At 61.2% G+C, this 24,649-nt stretch carries 19 protein-coding genes and 1 pseudogene; 17 read left to right on the top strand and 3 right to left on the bottom strand.

Annotated features, from left to right (window positions below; translation table 11 throughout):
* Window positions 1-91: 91 nt before the first annotated feature.
* From ORL50_RS06590 to ORL50_RS06575, 4 genes are all read left to right on the top strand, one after another.
* Window positions 92-3,307 (top strand): DUF2339 domain-containing protein, encoded by a 3,216-nt coding sequence (locus tag ORL50_RS06590; RefSeq protein WP_266011318.1) that lies wholly within the window; start codon window positions 92-94, stop codon window positions 3,305-3,307.
* Window positions 3,304-4,677, top strand: coding sequence for a DUF3999 domain-containing protein (locus ORL50_RS06585; protein ID WP_266011316.1), 1,374 nt, complete (start codon window positions 3,304-3,306; stop codon window positions 4,675-4,677). The genes ORL50_RS06590 and ORL50_RS06585 overlap by 4 nt, the downstream gene beginning before the upstream one ends.
* A 260-nt stretch (window positions 4,678-4,937) precedes the next feature.
* Window positions 4,938-5,948, top strand: coding sequence for a class 1 fructose-bisphosphatase (locus ORL50_RS06580; protein WP_266011314.1), 1,011 nt, complete (start codon window positions 4,938-4,940; stop codon window positions 5,946-5,948).
* A 2-nt stretch (window positions 5,949-5,950) separates the two neighbouring features.
* Window positions 5,951-6,553, top strand: a complete 603-nt coding sequence (locus ORL50_RS06575; protein WP_266011312.1) for a DUF924 family protein — start codon at window positions 5,951-5,953, stop codon at window positions 6,551-6,553.
* A 116-nt stretch (window positions 6,554-6,669) separates the two neighbouring features.
* On the opposite strand, the gene ORL50_RS29055 is transcribed toward ORL50_RS06575, so the two are convergent.
* Window positions 6,670-7,434: a methyl-accepting chemotaxis protein gene (locus ORL50_RS29055; protein WP_416236011.1), complete on the bottom strand. Its 765-nt coding sequence runs from the start codon at window positions 7,432-7,434 to the stop codon at window positions 6,670-6,672.
* Window positions 7,435-7,527: 93 nt separating this feature from the next.
* A pseudogene (locus ORL50_RS29050) lies at window positions 7,528-8,550 on the bottom strand (HAMP domain-containing protein); the annotation flags it as partial.
* Window positions 8,551-8,824: 274 nt separating this feature from the next.
* Between ORL50_RS29050 and ORL50_RS06565 the strand changes: the two are divergent.
* Complete coding sequence (locus ORL50_RS06565; protein WP_266011308.1) at window positions 8,825-9,079, top strand: hypothetical protein; 255 nt, start codon at window positions 8,825-8,827, stop codon at window positions 9,077-9,079.
* Window positions 9,080-9,110: 31 nt separating this feature from the next.
* Window positions 9,111-9,680, top strand: a complete 570-nt coding sequence (locus tag ORL50_RS06560; protein WP_266011306.1) for a lipocalin family protein — start codon at window positions 9,111-9,113, stop codon at window positions 9,678-9,680.
* Window positions 9,681-9,773: 93 nt separating this feature from the next.
* Here ORL50_RS06560 and ORL50_RS06555 read toward each other — a convergent pair whose 3' ends face one another.
* Entirely contained in the window at window positions 9,774-11,138 is a 1,365-nt protein-coding gene (locus tag ORL50_RS06555; RefSeq protein ID WP_266011304.1) for a formimidoylglutamate deiminase, read from the bottom strand.
* 146 nt (window positions 11,139-11,284) lie between these two features.
* On the opposite strand from ORL50_RS06555, the gene hutC reads away from it, so the two are divergent.
* The 11 genes from hutC to hutG all read left to right on the top strand — a co-directional run bounded on the left by hutC (window position 11,285) and on the right by hutG (window position 24,559).
* A complete protein-coding gene (gene hutC / locus ORL50_RS06550; RefSeq protein ID WP_172435301.1) occupies window positions 11,285-11,995 on the top strand; it encodes a histidine utilization transcriptional repressor HutC in 711 nt (236 codons plus the stop codon).
* On the top strand, window positions 11,992-12,558 hold the full coding sequence (locus tag ORL50_RS06545) for a HutD/Ves family protein (RefSeq protein WP_266011302.1): 567 nt from the start codon (window positions 11,992-11,994) through the stop codon (window positions 12,556-12,558). The genes hutC and ORL50_RS06545 overlap by 4 nt, the downstream gene beginning before the upstream one ends.
* A gap of 453 nt (window positions 12,559-13,011) precedes the next feature.
* Window positions 13,012-14,694, top strand: a complete 1,683-nt coding sequence (gene hutU / locus ORL50_RS06540; RefSeq protein WP_266011300.1) for a urocanate hydratase — start codon at window positions 13,012-13,014, stop codon at window positions 14,692-14,694.
* 155 nt (window positions 14,695-14,849) lie between these two features.
* Window positions 14,850-16,322 (top strand): purine-cytosine permease family protein, encoded by a 1,473-nt coding sequence (locus tag ORL50_RS06535; RefSeq protein ID WP_266011298.1) that lies wholly within the window; start codon window positions 14,850-14,852, stop codon window positions 16,320-16,322.
* A 69-nt stretch (window positions 16,323-16,391) separates the two neighbouring features.
* The gene (locus ORL50_RS06530; RefSeq protein WP_266011296.1) at window positions 16,392-17,360 is read left to right on the top strand and encodes an ABC transporter substrate-binding protein; all 969 of its coding nucleotides are present in this window, start codon (window positions 16,392-16,394) and stop codon (window positions 17,358-17,360) included.
* Between the two features lie 70 nt (window positions 17,361-17,430).
* The gene (locus ORL50_RS06525; protein ID WP_010464518.1) at window positions 17,431-18,282 is read left to right on the top strand and encodes an ABC transporter permease; all 852 of its coding nucleotides are present in this window, start codon (window positions 17,431-17,433) and stop codon (window positions 18,280-18,282) included.
* Window positions 18,279-19,109 (top strand): quaternary amine ABC transporter ATP-binding protein, encoded by an 831-nt coding sequence (locus ORL50_RS06520; protein WP_266011292.1) that lies wholly within the window; start codon window positions 18,279-18,281, stop codon window positions 19,107-19,109. Before ORL50_RS06525 ends, ORL50_RS06520 begins: the two co-directional genes overlap by 4 nt.
* 133 nt (window positions 19,110-19,242) lie before the next feature.
* Window positions 19,243-20,766: a histidine ammonia-lyase gene (hutH, locus tag ORL50_RS06515; RefSeq protein ID WP_266011290.1), complete on the top strand. Its 1,524-nt coding sequence runs from the start codon at window positions 19,243-19,245 to the stop codon at window positions 20,764-20,766.
* 117 nt (window positions 20,767-20,883) lie between these two features.
* Complete coding sequence (gene hutH, locus ORL50_RS06510; RefSeq protein WP_266011288.1) at window positions 20,884-22,416, top strand: histidine ammonia-lyase; 1,533 nt, start codon at window positions 20,884-20,886, stop codon at window positions 22,414-22,416.
* Between the two features lie 111 nt (window positions 22,417-22,527).
* The gene (hutI, locus tag ORL50_RS06505) at window positions 22,528-23,733 is read left to right on the top strand and encodes an imidazolonepropionase (protein ID WP_266011286.1); all 1,206 of its coding nucleotides are present in this window, start codon (window positions 22,528-22,530) and stop codon (window positions 23,731-23,733) included.
* Between the two features lie 10 nt (window positions 23,734-23,743).
* On the top strand, window positions 23,744-24,559 hold the full coding sequence (gene hutG / locus ORL50_RS06500) for an N-formylglutamate deformylase (RefSeq protein WP_266011284.1): 816 nt from the start codon (window positions 23,744-23,746) through the stop codon (window positions 24,557-24,559).
* Window positions 24,560-24,649: the final 90 nt, after the last annotated feature.

The following is a 24,649-nucleotide window of genomic DNA, read 5'->3' as shown; positions in this document are numbered from 1 at the left end:
TCCTCTGTAGCCGCTGCCGAAGGCTGCGATCTTTTCATGTCGGGCTGCGCTAATCTTCCCGGATTGGCCACTGCGCTTAGGGATATCGACCATGCAATGGATGTTCATGCTCATAGGGCTGGTGCTCGGCTGGGTGCTCGACGAGTCGTTCGGCGACGCGCTGTTGGGCGCATTGCTCGGCCTGGGTATCGGTCAGGCCATTCGCCTCGGGAAGTTGGACTCGCAAGCCTCGGCGCAACAGCTGCTGCTGCAGAAGACGCAAATCGAGCTGATGGCGCTGCAACAACGCCTGGCTTCGCTCGAAACGTCCGGCACCAAGGCGCCTTCAGTCCCTGAAGCTGCACCTGAATTCATTCTCGACGACATTCCTGTCGAATCCCCGGAACTGGTCTGGGAGCTTCCCCCCGAGCTCCAACCAACTGCCGCTGCGGCCTCCGAAGCCGTTCGTCCGCTGCCCGTCGACGCCTGGAGACCCGAACCGACTGCCCGCGCACCCCAGGAACCGGCGAGCCCACGTGGCCCGAATCTGCTCGAACGAGCCATCGAAGGCGCTCGTGCCTGGTTGTTCGGGGGCAACACAGTGTTGCGTGTCGGCGTGGTGCTGCTGTTCCTCGGGCTGGCGTTCCTGTTGCGGTACGCTACTGAAGGCATGGTAGTGCCAATCGAACTGCGATACGCCGGGGTCGCAGCGGCTGCGTTGGGCCTGCTCGGCCTGGGATGGTGGCTGCGCACCCGCAACAATGACTACGCGCTGATATTGCAGGGTGCCGGGATCGGGGTGCTGTACCTCACGGTGTTCGCCGCGATGCGCCTGCATCCGCTGCTGGATCCGACGGCGGCCTTGGGTTTGCTGGTAGCCGTAACGGTATTTTCCGCGATTCTCGCCATCACCCAGGATTCCCTCGGCCTGGCCGCCGCTGCGGCACTGTGCGGTTTTGCTGCGCCCCTCCTGACCTCGACTGGCGCCGGCAGCCACGTTGCGCTGTTCAGCTACTTCGCGCTGCTCAACGCGGGCATTCTGGCCATTGCCTGGTTCAAGGCCTGGCGGTTGCTTAACGTGATCGGCTTCGTGGGCACCTTCGGCATCGGCTTCGCATGGGGTTTGCGTTCCTACACGCCAGAACTGTTGTGGAGTACCGAACCGTTCCTGATCCTGTTCTTCCTCATGTACCTGGCGATCGGCCTGCTGTTCGCCCGCCGAAAATTGCTGGAGATGAGCGACGCCCCCGAGGACGACAGTCGCGACGCGCTGTTGCGCTGGTCGGCGCGCAAGGGCGATTACGTTGACGGTTCCCTGCTGTTCGGGCCGCCACTGGTGGGCTTTGGCCTGCAGTTCGTGCTGGTACAGCACCTGGAATTCGCCGCTGCGTTCAGTGCGCTGGTGCTGGGCATTATCTACATGGGCCTGGCGCGATGGCTGATGAGTGGTCGTGCGTTGCTGTTGGCGGAAACCTGTCTGGCACTTGGCGTGATCTTCACCAGCCTGGCGATTCCCCTGGGGCTGGATGCGCGTTGGACGTCTGCTGCCTGGGCCATTGAGGGTGCCGGGATCCTCTGGCTTGGCCTGCGTCAACAGCGAACGCTGGCTCGCGCCTTTGCCTTGCTCTTGCAGCTGGGTTCGGCGCTGATGTTTCTCAGCGAGCTGCGCTTCGGTGACAGCAGTTTGCTCGAAGGCTCTGCCCTGGGCGCGCTGATGCTGGGCGTAGCGCTGTTGTTCAGCTTCCATCAGTTGCGCACAGCGCCTGCTGCGCACACGTCGTCCTGGGAGCGCCAGGGGCTGCCGGTGCTGGCGTGCCTGGGCCTGATCTTCCTCTACCTGTTGGCGCCGATGTTCTTCCTCGTCCAGGGCACGGCGATCAGCTGGGCGTTGGCCGGCCTGGCGACTTTGTTCGCTGGCCTGCGCCTGCAGTCGCGCACTTTCCTTTACACGGCGTTCGCCGTGCAGTTGCTGGGTGGCGTCGCGTTTGCGCTGTCGGGCGCGGGAATTTACGCTCAGTTCGCCAGCGAGGGCCTGCGTCTGCTGGCGCATGCCGGTTTTTGGACGCCGCTGGTACTGGGCGTGGCCGCGTTTGTCGGGGCTTGGCGCCTGCAGCTCGACAGTCACGCTGCTGGGTTCGAGGGGCTCAGCCTGACGCGTTTGTCCGACGTGTTGCTGGTGTGGGGTGCAGGTTGGTGGGCGATTGCATGGAGTATGGAAATCCTGCGTTTCGCGGCGGTGGATGTGCAGGCGACTTTGCTGCTGGCTGCCCTGGCGGCGAGTATCGCACTGTCGACCGTGCTTGCTTTGCGCCTGCAATGGGCAGCGCTGGGTTTGCTCTGTCTCTCGCTGATCCCCGCTGCCGCCCTGGTGCTGCTGGGCGCGCTGCATGGGCGTTTTCACCCGGCGGCCAATTTTGGCTGGCTGGTCTGGGCCGCAGTGTTTGCCGTGCATTTCATCTCGCTGCGGCGCCTGGCTGCGCTGGTGCCCCAGCGCGCGCTCAGCATCGCCCATGTGCTCGGCTGCTGGCTGCTGATCGGCGTGCTGGCCCTGGAGCTGCGTTATGCCCTGTTGCTGTTGTCCGAGCAATACAACGCCTGGCGCTGGCTGGGTTGGGCGATTCTGCCGAGCGTCTATCTGGTGCTGATGGCGGCACCACGCAGTTGGCCATGGCCGGTGGCGGCTTATCCGCGCGAGTACCGGGTCTATGCAGCCGCGCCCCTGGCGTTGCTGATGCTTGGCTGGTTCTGGCTGGCGAACCTGGTCAGCGACGGTACGGCTGACCCCTTGCCCTACGTGCCGTTGCTCAATCCCCTGGAGTTGGGCCTGTTGTTTGCGCTGTTCGGCGTATTCATCTGGGCGCGCAGTGCCGTGGCGCAACTGGCGATCCGCAAGCATTACTTCGAGCGGGCCGCGCAATTGATCGCCGGAGTATCGCTATTCTCCTTCTTCACCTGGTTGGTGATGCGTACCGCCCATCATTGGGCAGGCGTGCCGTTCCAGCTGGATGCATTGCTCGAGTCGATGCTGGTGCAGGCCGGGCTGTCGATCATCTGGACCTTGATGGCCTTGAGCCTGATGATTGGGGGGCACCTGCGTCATCGTCGCGAGGTCTGGTTGATCGGCGCCGCGCTGATCGGCGTGGTGGTTGCCAAGCTGTTTTTTGTCGAGCTGAGCAACCGCGGCGGGCTGGCGCGGATCGTGTCGTTTATTGGAGTAGGGGTGTTGCTGCTGGTGGTGGGTTATTTTGCCCCGCTGCCGCCCAAGCGCACCGAAGCTGCAGCGGAGGCGGATAAACCGGCCCCGCAATCCGAAGGAGTGTCGTCTTGAGTCAGAAGCTGAGCCTGTTTTGGTTGGGCGCTATTGCGTTAGGTGTGACGCTGTCGGCCGGCGCCCAGGAAAAACCGTCTGACTTCAATATTCAGGTGCCGTTGTCCATTAGCGGCGAGGGTCCGTGGTATCGCCTGGAATTACCCTTGGACGTGCAATTGAATGCACGGCAGACCGATCTTGCGGATCTGCGGGTCTTCAATGCCGCAGGTGAGCCCCAGGCCTACGCGCTGGCTCGGGAATCGGCGCAGACCAGCGAGAAGCGTGTACTCACCGACGTGAAGTGGTTTGCGCTCTACTCCTCAGCCGACTCCACCGAGCGCGCGCCGGATGTGAAGGTGCAGTCGAGCGTTAACGGCACGCTGGTGGAAGTGCAGCCGTCCAGTCAACTCGAAGCGGGCGAAGAGATACTGCGCGGCTGGTTGCTGGACGCCAGCGGGATCAAGGCGCCCCTGCAGCAGTTGATCCTCGACTGGACCAGCGAACGCGACGGCTTTCAGCGCTTCACCATCGAAGCCAGCGACGACTTGCAGCATTGGCAGTCCTGGGGAGAAGGGCAGGTGGCTCGCCTGACCTTTGCCGACGAGCGGGTGGAGCAGCATGAAGTCGGGTTGCCGGGTCAACCGGCGCGTTACCTGCGCCTGCTCTGGAATGCTGGGCAATCGGCGCCTGCCTTGACCTCGGCACAACTGGAAAGCGCCAGCCGGCACAGCCTGCCACTGCCGTTGGTGTGGTCGCAGCCGTTGGGGGCCAGCAGTGCCAAGGCGGGTGAGTACATCTGGCAGTTGCCAACAGCGCTGAACGTGGAGCGCATCCAGGTCGAGTTAGACCAGGCCAACAGCCTGGCGCCGGTGACCTTGTCCGGACGTCGGGAAAGCAGCCTGCCCTGGCAGCCGCTGAGCAGCGGTTTGCTGTATCGCCTGAGCCAGAATGGCCAGGATGTGCTGCAAAACGAATTGCCGTTGCCGGGGCAGATCGTGCAGCAGTTGAAACTGGTCGTCGACGAACGGGGCGGTGGTCTGGGCGCGCAGGCGCCGACCCTGAAATTTGCCGTGCGCTCCACGCAGCTGGTGTTCCTGGCGCGGGGAACCGGGCCCTATACGTTGGCGCTGGGGAGTGCCACGGCCAAGGCGGCGAACCTGCCATTGTCGACGCTGATCCCGGATTACAGTGCGCAAAAATACGCGGCCCTGGGCAAGGCATCGGTGGATGGCGGGGCGGTTGTGGCACCGACTTCGACGGTCACCGCCGCTGCCACGGCTGCCACCAATTGGAAAAAATTCGGGCTGTGGGGCGTGTTGCTGTTGAGTGTGGTGTTTCTGGCGGCGATGGCGTTCAGCCTGCTGCGCAAACCGCCTGCGAACTCCTGAGAATGCCCGACGCTGCGCGCCGAATCACGAGCAAGCTTTGCTCCTACAGGGAGGTGCCTTGTAGTTTGTGGGAGCAAGGCTTGCCCGCGATGGCGCTCGCAGATTCGGCACAAAACATCCGCCAGCCCCCGCCAGTTTCGAACTACGCTAAACCCCGCGCATGAACTCTATTAGGCATCTCACGTCTGATAGGAGGAAATGCGCCCCGACTCGCGTTAAACTGCGCGGGTTTCCAGCCCCCCATTCCACCGGAGCCTTCCATGTCCCGCGTTACCCTGAGTCGCTATCTGATTGAGCAGACCCGTAGCAACAACACCCCTGCCGATCTGCGTTTCCTGATTGAAGTGGTGGCGCGCGCTTGTAAAGAAATCAGCCACGCCGTGTCCAAAGGCGCCCTGGGTGGTGTTCTGGGCAGCATGGGCACTGAAAACGTCCAAGGTGAAGTGCAGAAGAAACTCGACGTGATGTCCAACGACATCCTGCTCGAAGCCAACGAATGGGGCGGTCACCTGGCCGGCATGGCGTCCGAGGAAATGGACAATGCCTACCAGATCCCTGGCAAATACCCGAAAGGCGCTTACCTGCTGGTATTTGACCCGCTGGACGGTTCGTCGAACATCGACATCAACGCGCCGGTCGGTACGATCTTCTCGGTTCTGCGTTGCCCTAACGAATACCTGACCCAGAACGAGCCTTTGAACGAAAAGGCCTTCCTGCAGCCAGGCACTCAACAGGTTGCCGCCGGTTATGCGATCTACGGTCCACAGACCATGCTGGTGCTGACCCTGGGCAATGGCGTGAAAGGCTTTACCCTGGACCGTGAAATGGGCAGCTTCGTCTTGACCCATGAAGACATCACCATTCCTGAAAGCACCCAGGAATTCGCAATCAACGCCTCCAACCAGCGTCACTGGGAAGCGCCGGTACAGCGTTACGTCGGCGAATTGCTGGCTGGCGATGAGGGCCCGCTGAAAAAGAACTACAACATGCGCTGGGTTGCCGCGATGGTTGCCGATGTGCACCGTATCCTGACCCGTGGCGGTCTGTTCATGTACCCACGTGACAGCCGTGAGCCGTCGAAGCCGGGCAAACTGCGCCTGATGTATGAAGCCAACCCGATGTCGTTCCTGGTGGAACAGGCTGGCGGCGCTTCCACCGATGGTCACCAGCGCATCCTCGACATTCAGCCTGAAGGCCTGCACCAGCGCGTAGCGGTGTTCCTTGGCTCGAAAGAAGAAGTCGCCCGCGTGACGGCTTACCACAAGGAATAACCATGACCGCGCCCTGGCAGCCGTTGCTCCAGTGGTGGTTCGGAACTTGCGAATCAGCGCAAGCAGTAGCGGCCGACAAGGGCCGGTTATGGTTCGGCAAGCACGACAGCCAGGACCGCGAAGCGCTGACGCGTTTCGGGGACTGGGTCGAGCAGGCACTGGCCGGCGGATTGACTGACTGGGCGCAACGCCCCGACGGTTGGCTGGCCCTGGTGCTGCTGCTCGATCAATTGCCGCGAATGATCCATCGCGATTCACCAAAATCCTTTTCCGGCGACCTCCGGGCCCAGTCTTTGGTAGCCCAGGGCATTGCTGCGGATTTCGATCGTCAGTTGCCGCCCATCCAGCGGGTATTTATCTACCTGGTGTTTGAGCATTGCGAGAATTTGGCGGTACAGAACGAGGCGGTTTCCCGCTACATCGAGCTTCTGGCGCAACAGCCCGAGGCGGATCGAGCGCTGTTTGCCGACTACCTGGATTACGCCGAGAAGCATCAGCGAGTGATTGCGCGGTTTGGGCGGTTTCCACACCGGAATGCGGTGTTGGGGAGGGAGTCTACGGTTGAAGAGCTGGAGTTTCTTTCGGAGCCTGGCTCAAGGTTCTAGATAATTGTTGTAGTTGATGCCGCCATCGCGAGCAGGCTCACTCCTACGGGGGATTTATGGTGTTCCCAAATCCCCCGTAGGAGTGAGCCTGCTCGCGATGAGGCCCGATAAGCGGCTTAAATCCTGAAGCTACCCACCAACTGCTTCAACCGCGCCGCCTGCTGCTCCAAGTCCGAGCAAGCCCGCAACGTCGACTGCAAATTCTCCACCCCTTCCTGGTTCAACATATTGATCTCGGTAATGTCGACATTGATCGACTCCACCACGGCCGTCTGCTCTTCAGTGGCCGTCGCTACCGACTGGTTCATCCCATCGATCTCGCCAATGCGCTGAGTCACGCTGCCAAGCCGTTCGCCGGCCTGGTTGGCGATGCCAACGCTGCTTTCGCTCTGGCGCTGGCTGTCGGTCATGGTGCTCACCGCTTCCCGGGCGCCGACCTGCAGTTCCTCGATCATCTTCTGCACTTGCTGCGCCGAGTCCTGAGTGCGGTGTGCCAGGTTGCGAACCTCATCGGCGACCACGGCAAACCCACGCCCGGCCTCACCGGCACGGGCTGCTTCGATGGCCGCGTTCAGGGCCAGCAAGTTGGTCTGCTGGGAGATGCTGGTGATCACCTCCAGGATCTGCCCGATGTTCACCGTATTGCTGTTGAGCGTTTCAATGTTGCCGCAGGAATCGCTGATCTTCGCCGACAGCTGCTGCATCGCGGCGATGGTCTTGTCGACGACCTGCTGGCCATCTTCGGCCAAGGCCCGGGCATCGCTCGAATGTTGCGAGGCAAGCGCGGCGTTCTGCGCGATTTCCTGGGCGGCGGCGCCCAGTTCGTTGATCGCCGCCGCCACGCTGCTGGTGCGCGACGCTTGCTGGTCGGAATTGAACATCGATGAGTTCGACGCTGCCACTACGCGCAGGGCGACTTCATTGACCTGGCCGGTGGCGGATGCCACTTCAGTGATCGAAGTATGAATACGCTCCACGAAACGGTTGAACGAAGTGCCCAGCGCGCCGAATTCATCGTGGCCGTGGATGGTCAGGCGTTTGGTCAGGTCGCCTTCACCTTCGGCGATGTCGTGCATGGCGCGGCCCATGGTCAGCAGCGGTTGCATCAGGAAGCTGATGAGCATGCCCAGCAGCGCAATGATGATCACTACCGCAATCACCATGGCAATGATCGCCGAGGTGCGGAATTCGCTGAGCATCGAGAATGCAGTTTCCTGGTCGAGCACCAGTGCCACATACCAGTCTGCCGACGGCACGCCGTTGACGTGAGTGAAGGAGATGAACTGGCTTTTGCCGTCGATCTCGACCTCTTTCATCCCCGGGCTGACGGTGGGTGCGCCACTCGGGTAAGCGTCTGCCAGGCTCTTGAGGACAAATTTGCTGTCTGGGTGGATCAGGATCTTGCCGTCGGCGCTGACGATGAATGCATGGCCGTGGCCACCGAAGTTCAGCGAGTTGATGATCGCGCTGACGCTGGACAGGTCAATGTCTGCCCCGGCGACGCCAATCATCTGGCCCTGACGCTGCACGGGCGTCGCGACCGTGATCACCAGTTTGCCCGAGGAAGCAGCGATGTAGGGTTCGGTGACGACTGTCTGTTGTGCGCTGTTGGCCGCTTTGTACCAGCCACGGGCGCGGGGATCGTAGTCGGCCGCGCGATTTCCGGCCGGGACCGAAAACATCACACCGTCACTGCCACCGAAATAGCTCAGCTGGAAGTTGCTGGTATAGGCCGGCAGGTCGATGGCGCGCTTGAGACTGGCCGGCGCGCTGCCGTCCACGGCGATCTGCTGGGACAAGGATTGCAGCAACTGAATGCGGCTTTCCAGCCAGGTCTGAATATTGCTCGTGGTCAGGCTGCCCAGTTCCTGCATCGACGCTTCGGTACTGCTGCGCAGGGTCTGGCGCTGGCGGTAATCGTTGAACAGGATGAAACAGGCGAATGCAACGGCCACCACGAGGGCAGCAGCCAGCAGGATCTTGTGGCTGAACTTCATGTTTCTGGTCATTAAGTGAGCTACCGCGGAGGGGGCTAGTGTTGGAGCGAGCTCGCTCCTACATGATGTGTCGACCGGGCAGCGCCAAAGATTAGGCGTTACGGCGCAAAATCGATGAAATGTGGGATGGGACCGCAAAGTTGCTGATTTTTCGGCATATGCCAGACGAGTGGCCTGATAAATAGCCCGTAGGCCGGGGAACCAGAATGGGGTTTTCTCTTCTAAGCTTCTGCTTGGCAGCCATGCCAACCCCCTTCGCCCCAGGAGCTACACCATGTCGCTGCGCTCTATCGCCCTGCTTTCGTTCTGCGTGTTGTTGGCCGCATGCAGCAAGGTCAATCAGGAAAACTATTCGAAGCTGTCCGCCGGCATGCCCAAGGCCGAGGTTGAATCCTTGCTCGGTAAACCCGCCGATTGCTCCGGCGCGCTCGGCATGTCCAGTTGCACCTGGGGCGACAAGAACAGCTTTATCAGCGTGCAGTACGCCGGTGACAAAGTGTTGATGTTTTCTGGCCAAGGCCTGAAGTAAACCGGGGCATCGCGCCCGCGGGAGAAAAACAATGAAGCGGTTATTATTTGTACTTTTAGCTGGCCTGGTATTGGCCGGCTGCGCCACTTCTGGCGATGATTCGTTGGCGCCGAAAACCGTCAATAGCGTCAACCTGAAGAAGTATCAGGGCACCTGGTATGAGCTGGCACGCCTGCCGATGTATTTCCAGCGCAACTGTGCGCAATCCGAAGCCCATTACACCCTCAAGCCCGACGGTAATGTGCTGGTGCTGAACCGCTGCCTGACGGCGGATTGGCAGTGGGAGGAAGCCAAGGGTACGGCCTGGCCGCAGGTGCCTGGCAAGACTGACAAGTTGTGGGTCGAGTTCGACAACTGGTTTTCCCGCTTGCTGCCGGGTGTAGCGAAGGGCGAGTACTGGGTACTGTATGTCAGCGATGACTACAAGACGGCGATCGTCGGCGATCCGAGCCGGCGTTATCTGTGGTTGCTGGCACGTACTCCGACGGTCAATGGCGTCGTGCGGGAAGAACTGCTGAGCAAGGCGCGTCAGCAGGGTTATGACACTACACGATTGATCTGGCGTGCGTCGGACACGCAGATGGCCAAGACCTCGAACTAGCGGTGGGGTTGAAAGAAAGATCGCAGCCTTCGGCAGCTCCTACAGAATCACTCGATCCCTGTAGGAGCTGCCGAAGGCTGCGATCTTTTGCTTTTAACCGAGCAGATCGCGCAGGACCTGGGTGAACGCGCGGTTGCTTTCTTCTTCTGCGCCATGATGCCCGTCGCGCACGACCCACTGGCCATTGACCAGCACATCGCGCACCTGGCGATCGCCGCCAGCGAACAGCCAACGGTTGAGAATTGCGTCACCGCTGGCCGTTGCCAGATACGGGTCGCTGCCGTCCAGCACCAGCCAGTCTGCACGCTTGCCAACTTCCAGTGCGCCAATCGGCTGCCCCAGCGCCTGCGCCCCGCCGTCCAGCGCGGCGTCATAGAGCGTGCGGCCAACCATCGGTTGATCCGCGCCATACAGTCGATTGCGCCGCTGGTCACGCAGGCGCTGGCCATATTCCAGCCAACGCAACTCCTCCACCACGCTCAATGAAACGTGGCTGTCGGAGCCGATACCCATGCGTCCGCCCTGAGCGAGGAAATCCACCGCCGGGAAAATCCCGTCACCCAGGTTGGCTTCAGTGGTCAGGCACAGGCCCGCAATAGCGCGACTTCTGGCCATCAGCGTGACTTCTTCCGCGTTGGCGTGGGTGGCGTGGACCAGGCACCAGCGCTCATCCACTTCGGTGTTCTCATACAGCCATTGCAGAGGTCGGCGACCGCTCCAGTTCAGGCAGTCATCGACCTCCTTCTGCTGTTCGGCGATGTGAATGTGTACGGGGCACTGTTTGTCGCTGGCCGCCAGTACTTCACTGATTTGCTCCGGCGTGACAGCGCGCAACGAATGGAAACACAAACCCAGGGACTGCGCCGGTTGCCCAGCCAGAATCGGCTGCAGGCGCGACTGCAGCTTGAGGTAGTTTTCAGTGCTGTTGATAAAGCGGCGCTGACCGTCGTTGGGCGCTTGGCCACCGAAGCCGGAATGGCTGTAGAGCACCGGCAGCAAGGTCAGGCCGATGCCGGCGGAAGACGCGGCCTGGCTGACGCGCAGCGCCAGCTCGGCAGGGTCGGCATACGCCTGGCCGCTGGTGTCGTGGTGCACATAATGAAATTCAGCGACCGAGGTATAACCGGCCTTGAGCATCTCGATGTACAGCTGCCGGGCGATCACGCCGAGTTGGTCCGGGCTGATTTTTCCGACGAGACGGTACATCAGGTCGCGCCAGGTCCAGAAACTGTCGTTCGGGTTGCCTGCCACTTCCGCCAGCCCGGCCATCGCCCGCTGGAAAGCATGGGAGTGCAAATTCGGCATGCCCGGGAGCAGCGGCCCCTTTATCCGTTCGGCGCCATCTGCATGAGAATCGGCCTGGACAAGGGTCAGCACGCCATCGGCGCTGACCTCAAGACGTACATCATTGGCCCATCCATTAGGCAGCAGCGCGCGTTCGGCAAAGAAGGCGGACATGGTTCAGCACCCCATCGTGTGTTATTTGTATATACATATACAGACGTTTGCCTGCCCGGTAAACTCCGGCAAGCTAGCAATCTCTTCCAGACGAACAAGGATTAACCGTGCCGACTCCGCCTGCAGTCTCTCCGTTGGCCGCGAACATGGGCGACAGTCCGGCGCCCTTGTACGCCCGCGTCAAACAGATGATCACCCAGCAAATCGACAGTGGTAACTGGCCGCCGCACTACCGGGTGCCGTCGGAAAGCGAACTGGTCAGCCAACTGGGTTTCAGCCGAATGACCATCAACCGTGCCCTGCGCGAAATGACCGCTGACGGTCTGTTGGTGCGCATGCAGGGCGTGGGCACGTTCGTCGCCGAGCCGAAAAGCCAGTCGGCGCTGTTTGAAGTGCACAACATCGCCGACGAAATCGCCTCTCGCGGCCATCGTCACACCTGCAAGGTGATCACCCTCGAAGAGGAAGCGGCCGGCTCCGAGCGCGCCCTGGCGCTGGACATGCGCGAAGGCCAGAAGGTCTTCCATTCGCTGATCGTGCACTTCGAAAATGATATTCCGGTGCAGATCGAAGACCGTTTCGTCAACGCGCTGGTGGCTCCGGATTACCTCAAGCAAGACTTCACCCTGCAAACGCCTTACGCCTACCTGAACCAGGTTGCACCGCTGACCGAAGGCGAGCACGTGGTGGAGGCGATTCTGGCTGAAGCCAGCGAATGCAAGTTACTGCAAATCGAGAAGGGCGAGCCGTGCCTGCTGATTCGCCGGCGTACGTGGTCCGGCCGCCAGCCGGTGACTGCAGCGCGCCTGATCCACCCGGGTTCCCGTCATCGTCTGGAAGGACGCTTTCATAAATGAAAACACAGGTTTTACGCGCCAAAGACTACCCGCGCATGCCGTGGAAAAACGGCGGCGGCAGTACTGAGGAAATTACCCGCGACGCTGGCGATGGCCTGGATGGTTTCGGCTGGCGCCTGTCGATTGCCGATATTGGCGAATCGGGCGGCTTTTCCACGTTCGCCGGTTATCAACGGGTGATTACCGTACTGCAGGGCGATGGCATGACGTTGCGCGTCGACGGCCAGGACACGCCTGCATTGTTACCGCTGAACCCATTTGCTTTCAGTGGCGAGAGCCAGGTGTCCTGTACATTGCTCGGCGGCCCGATCCGCGATTTCAACCTGATTTATGCTCCGCAGCGTTACGACGCGCGGCTGCAGTGGCTGGACGGCGAGCAACGGTTTTTCAGTTCGGCGCAGACTGTGCTGGTGTTCAGTGTCACTGACGCATTAGAAGTGAAAGTCGGTAACAGTGCCCAGCAATTAGGCCGCCATGATTGCCTGCAAGTTGATGGCAATGCCGGTCTGCTGGAAGTTTGCAGTACTGGCCCCTGCTGTGTGATCGAGCTGACTGCACGCTGATATAAAGTTTTTAAAAGATCGCAGCCTCGTTTCACTCGACAGCTCCTACGGGTGTACGCCATCTCATCGTAGGAGCTGCCGAAGGCTGCGATTTTTTGCTTTCCGACGTTCCAAAACGCGCACCACTTTGTTACCGAACGCCCCAGCGTGGCGCAAAACCGCGCTCCAGTAACAGCCCTCCCGCGTGCGCTCAAATTCCCCGAAAAAATTTCATGCGCGTCAAAACCCTTGATCTACAGGCCTCCCAGCCCTTCACGAAGTTTTCTTGAATACCCATCCAACAAGTTGGCCGCTCGATTGCATATGCTTGTATGTACAAGTAAAGACGTATGCGTATGAGTCGATCGAGACTCCTCGCCGCGTCCACTGATTCGCTTGTGGCGCAACGACGCGCACAGGCTGGCTTGCCCACTGCCAGGGTTGGTTTGAATTGATCGCTGAGGAGTCTTTTTCGTGACTGACAACAAAACCACTAAGTTTCGTGACGTAGAAATCCGTGCCGCCCGCGGTAACAAGCTGACCGCCAAGAGCTGGCTGACTGAAGCACCGCTGCGCATGTTGATGAACAACCTCGACCCGGAAGTCGCCGAGAACCCCAAAGAATTGGTGGTTTACGGTGGTATCGGTCGTGCGGCACGTAACTGGGAGTGCTACGACAAGATCGTCGAAAGCCTGACCAACCTGAACGACGACGAGACCCTGCTGGTGCAATCCGGCAAGCCGGTCGGCGTGTTCAAGACCCACACCAATGCTCCGCGCGTCCTGATCGCCAACTCCAACCTGGTGCCACACTGGGCGAGCTGGGAACACTTCAACGAACTCGACGCCAAAGGCCTGGCCATGTACGGCCAGATGACTGCCGGCAGCTGGATCTACATCGGCAGTCAGGGCATCGTCCAGGGCACCTACGAAACCTTCGTCGAAGCCGGTCGCCAACACTACAACGATGACCTCAAAGGTCGTTGGGTGCTGACTGCGGGCCTGGGCGGCATGGGCGGCGCTCAACCGCTAGCCGCGACTCTGGCTGGCGCCTGCTCGCTGAACATCGAATGCCAGCAGGTGAGCATCGATTTCCGCCTGAACAGCCGCTACGTCGATGAGCAAGCCACAGACCTCGACGACGCGCTGGCGCGTATCGACAAGTACACCAAGGAAGGCAAGGCGATTTCCATCGCGCTGCTGGGCAACGCGGCGGAAATCCTGCCGGAACTGGTGCGTCGCGGTGTGCGTCCGGACATGGTCACCGACCAGACCAGCGCCCACGATCCGCTCAATGGTTACCTGCCAGCCGGTTGGACTTGGGAAGAGTACCGCGCTCGCGCCAAGACCGAGCCTGCTGCCGTGGTCAAGGCCGCCAAGCAGTCGATGGCCGTGCACGTGAAAGCGATGCTCGAATTCCAGAAGCAAGGCATTCCAACCTTCGACTACGGCAACAACATCCGCCAGATGGCCCAGGAAGAGGGCGTGGAAAACGCCTTCGACTTCCCTGGTTTCGTACCGGCCTATATTCGTCCGCTGTTCTGCCGTGGCATCGGCCCGTTCCGCTGGGCGGCGCTGTCGGGCGACCCGCAAGACATTTACAAGACCGACGCGAAGGTCAAGGAATTGATCCCAGACGACGCCCACCTGCACAACTGGTTGGACATGGCGCGCGAACGCATCAGCTTCCAGGGTTTGCCGGCGCGTATCTGCTGGGTTGGCCTGGGCTTGCGCGCCAAGCTGGGCCTGGCATTCAACGAAATGGTGCGTAGTGGCGAGCTGTCGGCGCCGATCGTAATCGGTCGTGATCACCTGGATTCCGGCTCTGTTGCCAGCCCGAACCGCGAAACCGAATCGATGCAGGACGGTTCCGACGCCGTGTCCGACTGGCCTCTGCTCAACGCGCTGTTGAACACCGCCAGCGGCGCGACCTGGGTTTCCCTGCACCACGGCGGCGGCGTCGGCATGGGCTTCTCCCAGCACTCGGGCATGGTGATTGTGTGCGACGGTACTGACGAAGCGGCCGAGCGAATTGCTCGCGTGCTGCACAACGACCCGGCGACCGGAGTGATGCGTCACGCCGATGCGGGTTATCAGATTGCGATCGATTGCGCCAAGGAGCAGGGCCTGAACCTGCCGATGATCACCGGCAAGTAAATAACCTATGTAGCAGCTGCCGCAGGCTGCGTTAAGGGCCGAAGGACCTTCTTTCCGTTTCGGAATGCCGGGGTCGCTTCGCAACCCGACGCAGCCTTCGGCAGCTGCTACAGAAAGCTCGCCAACCCAGAATAACAATCCACAGAGGTTGAATCATGGCTGTTAACAACGATCGTGCAGGCAATAAACCCTTGATCGAGAAGCGCTCGATCGACTACATCCCGGAAGCGGAAAGACACGGTCGTCTGTTGAGCCAGTTCACCCTGTGGATGGGTGCCAACCTGCAAATCACCGCGATTGTCACCGGGGCCCTGGCCGTGGTGCTGGGCGGTGACGTGTTCTGGTCGTTGATCGGTCTGTTGATCGGACAACTGCTGGGCGGCGGGGTCATGGCATTGCATGCGGCGCAAGGGCCCAAACTGGGCTTGCCGCAGATGATCTCCAGCCGGGTGCAGTTCGGCGTGTACGGCGCGGCGATCCCGATTGTGCTGGTGTGCCTGATGTACCTGGGCTTCACTGCCACCGGAACCGTGCTGTCCGGGCAGGCGCTGGGCCAGTTGTTTGGCGTCAGCGACAGCGTCGGTATCCTCATCTTCGCCAGCGTGATCGTGCTGGTCACGGTGCTCGGCTATCGGGTGATCCACTGGATCGGCCGTGTCGCCAGCGTCATTGGCGTGATTGCCTTTGTCTACCTGTTCTATCGCCTGATGAGCCAGACCGACGTTGGCGCACTCCTGCAAATCCGCCACTTCAGCTGGAGCAGCTTCCTGCTGGCGGTGTCACTCGCGGCGTCCTGGCAGATTGCTTTCGGCCCGTACGTGGCGGACTACTCTCGCTACCTGCCAAGCAATACATCCTCGGTGAAAACCTTTTTCGCTGCGGGCGCAGGGTCGGTGATCGGCGCACAGGTGGCGATGATTCTCGGCGTGTTTGCCGCCGCATCGGCCAACGGCCAGTTCGCCGGTCATGAAGTCGCCTACATTGTCGGCCTGGGCGGTACCGGTGCCACCGCTGCTTTGCTGTACTTCAGCATCGCATTCGGCAAGGTCACCATTTCCACGCTGAACTCCTACGGCAGCTTCATGTGCATCGCGACCATCATCAGCGGATTTCGTGGTCACCTGCAGGTGTCGCGCCTGCAGCGCCTGGTGTTCGTGCTGTTTATCGTCGGTACTGCGACCTTGATCGCACTGCTCGGCCAACACTCGTTCCTCGGAGCGTTCAAGTCTTTCATCCTGTTCCTGCTGGCGTTCTTCACGCCATGGAGCGCGATCAACCTGGTGGACTACTACTGCATCACCCGCGAGCGTTATGACGTGCCGGCGCTGGCTGATCCGAACGGTCGCTATGGCCGCTGGAACGCCCTGGGTATCAGCGTCTATGTGTTCGGTGTGCTGGTGCAGCTGCCGTTTATCGCCACCAAGTTCTATACCGGCCCGCTGGTAGAGGCCATGGGCGGTGTGGATATTTCCTGGATCATCGGCCTGGTGCTGCCAGCCGCTCTATATTACGTGTGCGCCAAGAAATGGCATGGCACCGTACCCGATCAACTGATCCTGCCGGTCGAACAGGACAGCGTTGCACCACCAAAAACTAGCGGGGCTGGTCGCGCTGCGGCGCAGGCCTGATTGGACGTGGACAGGGCTGGATGCCTCTTGACTGCCGTAAGCCCATTCATGATTAGGAGCGTCACGACAATGAAATCGAACAAGACCCTGTTGACCGCACTACTTTCCATGGGCCTGCTCGCCAGTGCCGGCGCCACCCAGGCAGCCGGCTGGTGCGAGTCGGGCAAACCGGTGAAATTTGCCGGCCTCAATTGGGAAAGCGGCATGTTGCTGACCGACGTGCTGCAGGTCGTGCTGGAGAAAGGCTACGACTGCAAGACCGACAGCCTGCCGGGCAACTCCATCACCATGGAAAACGCCTTGAGCAGCAACGATATCCAGGTCTTCGCCGAGGAGTGGGTGGGCCGCAGCGAGGTCTGGAACAAGGCCGAGAAGGCCGGCAAGGTGGTCGGAGTCGGCGCTCCGGTTACCGGCGCCATCGAAGGCTGGTATGTGCCGCGTTACGTCATTGAGGGCGATGCCAGCCGCAAGCTGGAAGCCAAGGCTCCGGACCTGAAGAATATCGCCGACCTGGCCAAGTACGCTGCCGTGTTCAAGGACCAGGAAGAGCCGTCCAAAGGGCGTTTCTACAATTGCCCGGCCGGCTGGACGTGCGAGCTGGACAACAGCGAAATGCTCAAGAGCTACGGCCTGGAAAGCACCTACACCAACTTCCGCCCAGGCACAGGCCCGGCGCTGGATGCGGCGGTACTGTCGAGCTACAAGCGTGGCGAGCCGATCCTGTTCTATTACTGGTCGCCGACCCCGCTGATGGGCCAGGTCGACCTGGTCAAGCTCGAGGAAAAGCCGGGCGTGGACAAGAGCGTAACCATCAAGGTCGGCCTGTCCAAGACCTTCCACGACGAAGCCCCGGAGCTGGTGGCCGTGCTGGAAAAGGTCAACCTGCCCATCGACTTGCTGAACCAGAACCTCGGGCGCATGGCCAAGGAGCGGATCGCTTCGCCGAAACTGGCGAAAATCTTCCTCAAGGAACATCCTGAAGTCTGGCATGCATGGGTAAGTGACGACGCAGCCAAAAAAATCGACGCGGCCTTGTAGGTCCAGCTTTCCGACTGCCGAACCCGGCAGTCGGATGCTGCATCTCAACCCCCTTGATTGAGAGTCTCTTATGTTTCCCGAAAGCTTTACCTTTTCCATCGCCGACTGGGTCAACGGTTGGGTCGATTCGCTGGTCACCAACTACGGCGATGTGTTCCGGCATATCTCCGACACCCTGTTGTGGGCCATCGTCAATCTTGAAGGGCTGCTGCGCGCGGCGCCCTGGTGGCTGATGCTGGCGATCGTGGCGGGCGTGGCCTGGCACGCTACCCGCAAGGTCGTGACCACAGCCGTCATCGTCGGCTTGCTATTCCTGGTGGGCGCCGTCGGTCTCTGGGACAAGCTGATGCAGACCCTCGCGCTGATGATGGTCGCGACGGTCATCTCGGTGCTGATCGGCATTCCCCTGGGCATCCTCTCGGCGCGCAGCAATCGCCTGCGTTCGGTACTGATGCCGTTGCTCGACATCATGCAGACCATGCCGAGTTTCGTGTACCTGATCCCGGTGCTGATGCTGTTCGGTCTGGGCAAGGTTCCGGCGATTTTCGCCACCGTCATCTATGCCGCGCCGCCGCTGATCCGCCTGACCGACCTGGGCATCCGCCAGGTCGACGGTGAAGTGATGGAGGCGATCAACGCATTCGGTGCCAACCGCTGGCAGCAACTGTTTGGCGTGCAACTGCCGCTGGCCCTGCCGAGCATCATGGCCGGGATCAACCAGACCACCATGATGGCCCTGTCGATGGTGGTGATTGCCTCGATGATCGGTGCCCGTGGCCTGGGCGAAGACGTGTTGGTGGGGATTCAGACCCTCAACGTCGGACGCGGCCTGGAGGCCGGTCTGGCGATCGTGATTCTGGCAGTGGTCATCGACCGCATTACTCAGGCGTATGGTCGGCCACGGCATGAGGTGAGCAAATGAACGACGCAACCGTGAGCAAAATCGAAGTCAAAAACGTCTTCAAGATTTTCGGCAATCGTGCCCAGGATGCGTTGGCCATGGTTGGCCAAGGCAAGACCAAGGATCAGGTGCTGGCGGAAACCGGCTGCGTAGTCGGCGTCAACGACCTGTCGTTGAGCATCGGCACCGGCGAGATTTTCGTGATCATGGGCCTGTCCGGTTCCGGCAAGTCGACCCTGGTGCGTCACTTCAATCGCCTGATTGACCCCACCAGCGGCGCGATCCTGGTAGATGGCGTGGACATCCTGCAATACGACATGGAAGCCCTGCGCGAATTTCGCCGGCACAAGATCAGCATGGTGTTCCAGAGTTTCGGTTTGCTGCCGCACAAGACCGTGGTGGAAAACGTCGCCTATGGCCTGAAAGTGCGTGGCGAGAGCAAGCAGATGTGCTCCGAGCGCGCGCTGCACTGGATCAACACCGTGGGCCTCAAAGGCTACGAAAACAAATACCCGCACCAGCTCTCCGGCGGCATGCGCCAGCGCGTTGGCCTGGCCCGGGCATTGGCGGCGGACACCGACATCATCCTGATGGACGAAGCGTTCAGCGCCCTCGACCCATTGATCCGCGCGGAGATGCAGGATCAATTGCTGGAGCTGCAGAAGACTTTGCACAAGACCATCGTGTTCATCACGCACGACCTGGATGAAGCGGTGCGCATTGGTAACCGGATTGCGATTCTCAAGGACGGGCGGTTGATTCAGGTGGGCACTCCGCGGGAGATCCTCCACTCGCCGGCGGATGAGTATGTCGACCGGTTTGTGCAGCGGCGGGCGGCGGTGGTTTAAAGGTTTGCGGTGTCTTCGCCGGCCCCTTCGCGAGCAAGCCCGCTCCCACAGGGGAATGCGTTCCAATGTGGGAGCGGGCTTGCTCGCGAAAGCGTCGGTAAAGCTGCATCAATATTCAGGTAAGAGGTCAAAGATGTCCCAGGCTGAAAAAATCGTTATCGCCGACGCCCCAATGCGTTGGCAGGATGTGGTCGCGGTAGCCCGTCACGGCGCACAGCTTGAGCTGTCAGCCCAGGTCTGGGCGCGCATCGACAACGCCCAGGCCATCGTCCAGCGTATCGTCGCCAGCGGCGAACGCGCCTATGGCGTCAACACTGGCCTGGGTGCGCTGTGCAATGTCTCGCTCAAAGATGAGCAACTCAGCCAGCTGTCGCGCAACACGTTGCTCAGTCACGCTTGTGGCGTTGGCGCGCCATTGGCCGACGAGCAGACCCGGGCAATCATGTGTGCGGCGATCCGTAATTACAGCCATGGCAAATCCGGCATTCATCGTCGAGTGGTCGAAGCCCTGCTGGCGCTGCTCAATCGTGGCATCACCCCGCAAGTGCCGTCCCAGGGTTCGGTCGGCTACCTGACCCACATGGCTCACATCGGCATCGCGCTGTTGGGCGTCGGCACTGTGAGTTATCGCGGGCAGATCGTCTCGGCGCAGCAAGCGCTGGCCGAAGAAGGTCTGCAACCTGTGCAGCTGGGTGCCAAGGATGGCCTGTGCCTGGTCAACGGCACGCCGTGCATGACCGGCCTCAGCTGCCTGGCAATTGCTGATGCCACGCGCCTGGTGCAATGGGCTGACGTGATCGCTGCGATGAGCTTCGAAGCCCAGCGTGGCCAGATCGCCGCGTTCGATGCCGAGATCATCGCGCTCAAGCCGCATCCGGGGATGCAGCAAGTCGGGCATAACCTGCGAGCGCTGCTCGATGGCAGTGAAGTGATTGCGTCGAGCAAAGGCATCCGTACTCAGGATGCGCTGAGCATCCGCTCGATCCCGCAGGTCCACGGCGCCGCTCGCGATCAGCTGGAACACGCCACCCGGCAGATCGAAACCGAACTCAACTCTGTCACCGATAACCCGATGCTGCTGGGCACGCCGGACGATTTCCGCATCATGTCCCAGGCCAACCCGCACGGTCAGTCCGTGGCCCTGGCAGCTGATTTTCTGGCCATCGCCATGGCGGAAATCGGCTCTATCGCCGAGCGGCGCCTGGATCGCCTGATCAACCCGCATGTCAGCGGTCTGCCAGCATTCCTGGTGGCCAATCCCGGAGTCAATTCCGGGATGATGATCGTCCAGTACGTCGCCGCGTCCCTGTGCGCGGAAAACCGCCAGTTGGCGCAGCCGGCGGTGCTCGACAACTACGTCACTTCGGGGCTGCAGGAAGATCACCTGAGCATGGGCACCAACGCGGCGCTGAAGCTGCATCGAGCGCTGGAAAACTGCACGCAGATTCTCGCCATCGAGTACTTGCTGGCAGCCCAGGCGTTTGAATTCCTCAAGTCGCAGCGTTTTGGCGCCGGCACTGATATCGCCTGGCGCCTGCTGCGCGAACAAGTCCCGGCCTACGACCAGGATCGCTGGCTGGCCCCGGACATTGCGGCCGCCGCCAGTGTCCTGAAAGATCCGCACCAGCTGCGCAACGCGATACCGAATTTGCACTGACCAGTACCCATACCAGCGTGCCAAGGCGCGGATCGTCCAAAAGACGCGAGGCGACGGATAACGGAATGCTCCGGAGCGACTGGTAGTTAATAACAAACTCTCAAAAGGAGCATTTGAATGACTGCGCTAAACCTGATTCCCGGCCAACTGAGCCTTGCCCAGCTGCGTGATATTTATCAGCAGCCGGTGAAAATCAGCCTCGACAACAGTGCCTCGGCGCAGATCGAGGCCAGCGTCGCCTGCGTGGAACAGATCCTCGCCGAAAACCGCACGGCCTACGGCATCAACACCGGTTTCGGCCTGCTGGCATCGACCCGCATTGCCAGCGAAGACCTGGAAAACCTGCAGCGCTCGCTGGTGCTGTCCCATGCCGCGGGCGTTGGCGAGCCGATCAGCGACGCGCTGGTGCGCCTGGTCATGGTGCTCAAGGTCAACAGCCTGAGCCGTGGTTTTTCCGGCATTCGCCGGGTGGTGATCGACGCGTTGATCGCGCTGATCAATGCCGAGGTTTACCCGCACATTCCGTTGAAAGGTTCGGTCGGTGCTTCCGGTGACCTGGCGCCGCTGGCGCACATGTCCCTGGTGCTGCTGGGTGAGGGCAAGGCGCGTTACCAGGGCGAATGGCTGGAAGCCACCGAAGCGCTGAAAGTCGCCGGCCTGACGCCGCTGACCTTGGCGGCCAAAGAAGGCCTGGCGCTGCTCAACGGCACCCAGGTTTCCACTGCATACGCGCTGCGTGGCCTGTTCGAAGGTGAGGATCTGTTCGCCGGTGCCGTGGCGCTGGGCGCGCTGACGGTCGAAGCGGTACTGGGCTCGCGCTCGCCATTCGATGCTCGTATCCACGCCGCTCGCGGGCAGAAAGGCCAGATCGACGCCGCTGGCGCTTACCGTGAGCTGCTGGGTGAACGCAGTGAAGTGTCCGACTCGCACCAGAATTGCGACAAGGTCCAAGACCCGTACTCCCTGCGCTGCCAGCCGCAAGTCATGGGCGCCTGCCTTACCCAGTTCCGCCAGGCGGCCGAAGTGCTGGCCGTCGAAGCCAACGCAGTGTCGGATAACCCGTTGGTGTTTGCCGCCGAAGGTGATGTGATTTCCGGTGGCAACTTCCACGCCGAGCCGGTGGCCATGGCTGCGGACAACATGGCCCTGGCCATTGCAGAAATCGGCTCCCTGAGCGAACGCCGCATCTCGCTGATGATGGACAAGCACATGTCGCAACTGCCGCCGTTCCTGGTGGCCAATGGCGGCGTCAATTCCGGCTTCATGATTGCCCAGGTCACCGCTGCAGCTTTGGCCAGCGAGAACAAGGCGCTGTCGCATCCGCATTCGGTGGACAGCCTGCCGACTTCGGCGAACCAGGAAGACCACGTGTCGATGGCGCCGGCTGCCGGCAAACGCCTGTGGGAAATGGCCGAGAACACTCGTGGGGTGCTGGCGGTCGAGTGGCTGGCAGCATGCCAGGGCCTGGATCTGCGTGAAGGGTTGAAGACCTCGCCGAAACTGGAAACAGCTCGCGGGATCCTGCGTGCGCAAGTGCCGTTTTATGAGAAGGACCGGTTTTTTGCACCGGACATCAATGCGGCGACCGAGTTGCTGGCGACGCGTTGCCTGAATGAGTTGGTGCCGGCGAAGTTGTTGCCGAGCCTGTAATGGCCTCTTCGCGAGCAAGCCCGCTCCCACAGGGATTGTGTGGACAGCGCAAATCCCATGTGGGAGCGGGCTTGCTCGCGAATCGATTTTGAACAAGACGAGGAACTCGGGATGAAAACTCTCTGGCAACACTGCCACGTCGCAACCATGGCGCAAGGCGTCTATTCGGTCATCGAAGACGCGGCCATCGTGACGTCCGGTGCGCTCATTGAGTGGATTGGCCCACGTGCCGACCTGCCGGTGGGTGACTACCCGGCGGTCAACGATTTGAATGGGGCCTGGGTCACGCCGGGCCTGATCGACTGCCACACCCATACGGTGTTCGGCGGAAACCGCAGCGGCGAATTCGAACAGCGCCTGCAAGGCGTGAGCTACGCCGGAATCGCCAACAACGGTGGCGGCATCGCCAGCACCGTGCGCGCCACCCGCGCCGCGAGTGAAGACGAACTGTTCAGCAGCGCCGCCAAGCGCCTCAAGAGCCTGATGCGCGACGGCGTTACCACCGTGGAGATGAAGTCCGGCTACGGCCTGGACCTGGCGAGCGAGCGCAAGATCCTGCGAGTGATCCGCCGCCTGGGTGATGAACTGCCGATCAGCGTGCGCAGCACTTGCCTGGCCGCTCACGCATTGCCGCCGGAATATGCCGACCGCGCCGACGCTTACATCGAGCACATCTGCGCCGAAATGCTCCCGGCCCTGGCGGCGGAAGGCCTGGTGGATGCGGTCGACGCTTTCTGCGAGTACCTGGCGTTCTCGCCAGCGCAGGTCGAGCGGGTATTTGTCACCGCGCAGGAACTCGGTTTACCAGTCAAGCTGCATGCCGAGCAGTTGTCGTCCCTCCACGGCTCAAGCCTGGCCGCGCGTTACCACGCACTGTCGGCCGATCACCTGGAGTTCATGGACGAAGACGACGCCATCGCCATGGCAGCTTCCGGTACCGTTGCCGTGTTGCTGCCGGGAGCGTTCTACTTCCTGCGCGAAACCCAGTTGCCGCCAATGGATGCCCTGCGCAAGAACGGGGTAAAAATCGCCATTGCCAGTGACCTCAACCCCGGCACCTCGCCGGCGCTGTCGTTACGCCTGATGCTGAACATGGCCTGCACCTGCTTTCGCATGACCCCGGAAGAAGCCCTGGCTGGCGCGACCATCCATGCCGCCACGGCACTGGGCATGGCCGACTCCCATGGTTCGCTGGAAGCTGGCAAGGTCGCTGACTTTGTCGCCTGGCAAATCGATCGTCCCGCCGACCTGTCGTACTGGCTGGGCGGCGACCTGGAAAAACGCGTCGTACGCCACGGCGTCGAATCGAGCGTATAGGAGAGCAGTTGTGGACAAGGTTCTGAATTTCCAACAAGGTCGTGTGCCGCTGCTGATCAGCATGCCTCACGCCGGGCTGCGCCTGACCCCTACGGTCGAGGCCGGGTTGATTGCCGACGCGCGCAGCCTGCCGGACACCGACTGGCACATTCCAAAGCTCTATGAATTTGCCGCTGAACTGGGCGCCAGCACGTTGGCGGCCGAGTACTCGCGCTTCGTTATCGACCTCAATCGACCGTCCGACGACAAGCCGCTGTACGCCGGGGCAACCACCGGTTTGTATCCGGCCACGCTGTTCGACGGCATCCCGTTGTTCCGCGAAGGCATGGCGCCGTCAGCGGCAGAGCGGGCGACTTATCTGGAACAGATCTGGACCCCGTATCACCGCACCTTGCAGAACGAGCTGGCGCGTCTTAAAGCCGAGTTCGGCTACGCGTTGCTATTCGATGCGCACTCGATCCGCTCGATCATCCCGCACCTCTTCGACGGCAAGCTGCCGGACTTCAACCTCGGCACCTTCAATGGCGCCAGTTGCGATCCACAGCTGGCCACCCAACTGGAAGCGATCTGCGCCCGCCACACCGACTACAGCCATGTGTTGAACGGTCGATTCAAGGGCGGCCACATTACCCGGCACTACGGCAACCCGGCCGAAAACATCCATGCAGTACAACTGGAGTTGGGTCAGTGCACGTACATGGAAGAGTTCGAGCCATTCCGCTATCGCCCCGACCTGGCCGCGCCGACGCAGGTGGTGCTGCGGGAGTTGTTGCAAGGGTTGCTGGCGTGGGGGCAGAAGCGCTACAACGGGGATACGAATTATTGAAATGTCTCCTCTGGAGACAACCACCATTACCGGGACATGCTCAATCACGTAATTCGGGTTTATGATGCCGGACGGCAGAATAATAGAAGT

It is taken from the genome of Pseudomonas sp. RIT-562 (assembly GCF_026241895.1).
GTDB classification, from domain to species: domain Bacteria; phylum Pseudomonadota; class Gammaproteobacteria; order Pseudomonadales; family Pseudomonadaceae; genus Aquipseudomonas; species Aquipseudomonas mandelii_F.
The sequence above is the reverse complement of the archived record's forward strand: the minus strand, read 5'-3'. Positions and strand labels throughout refer to the sequence as shown.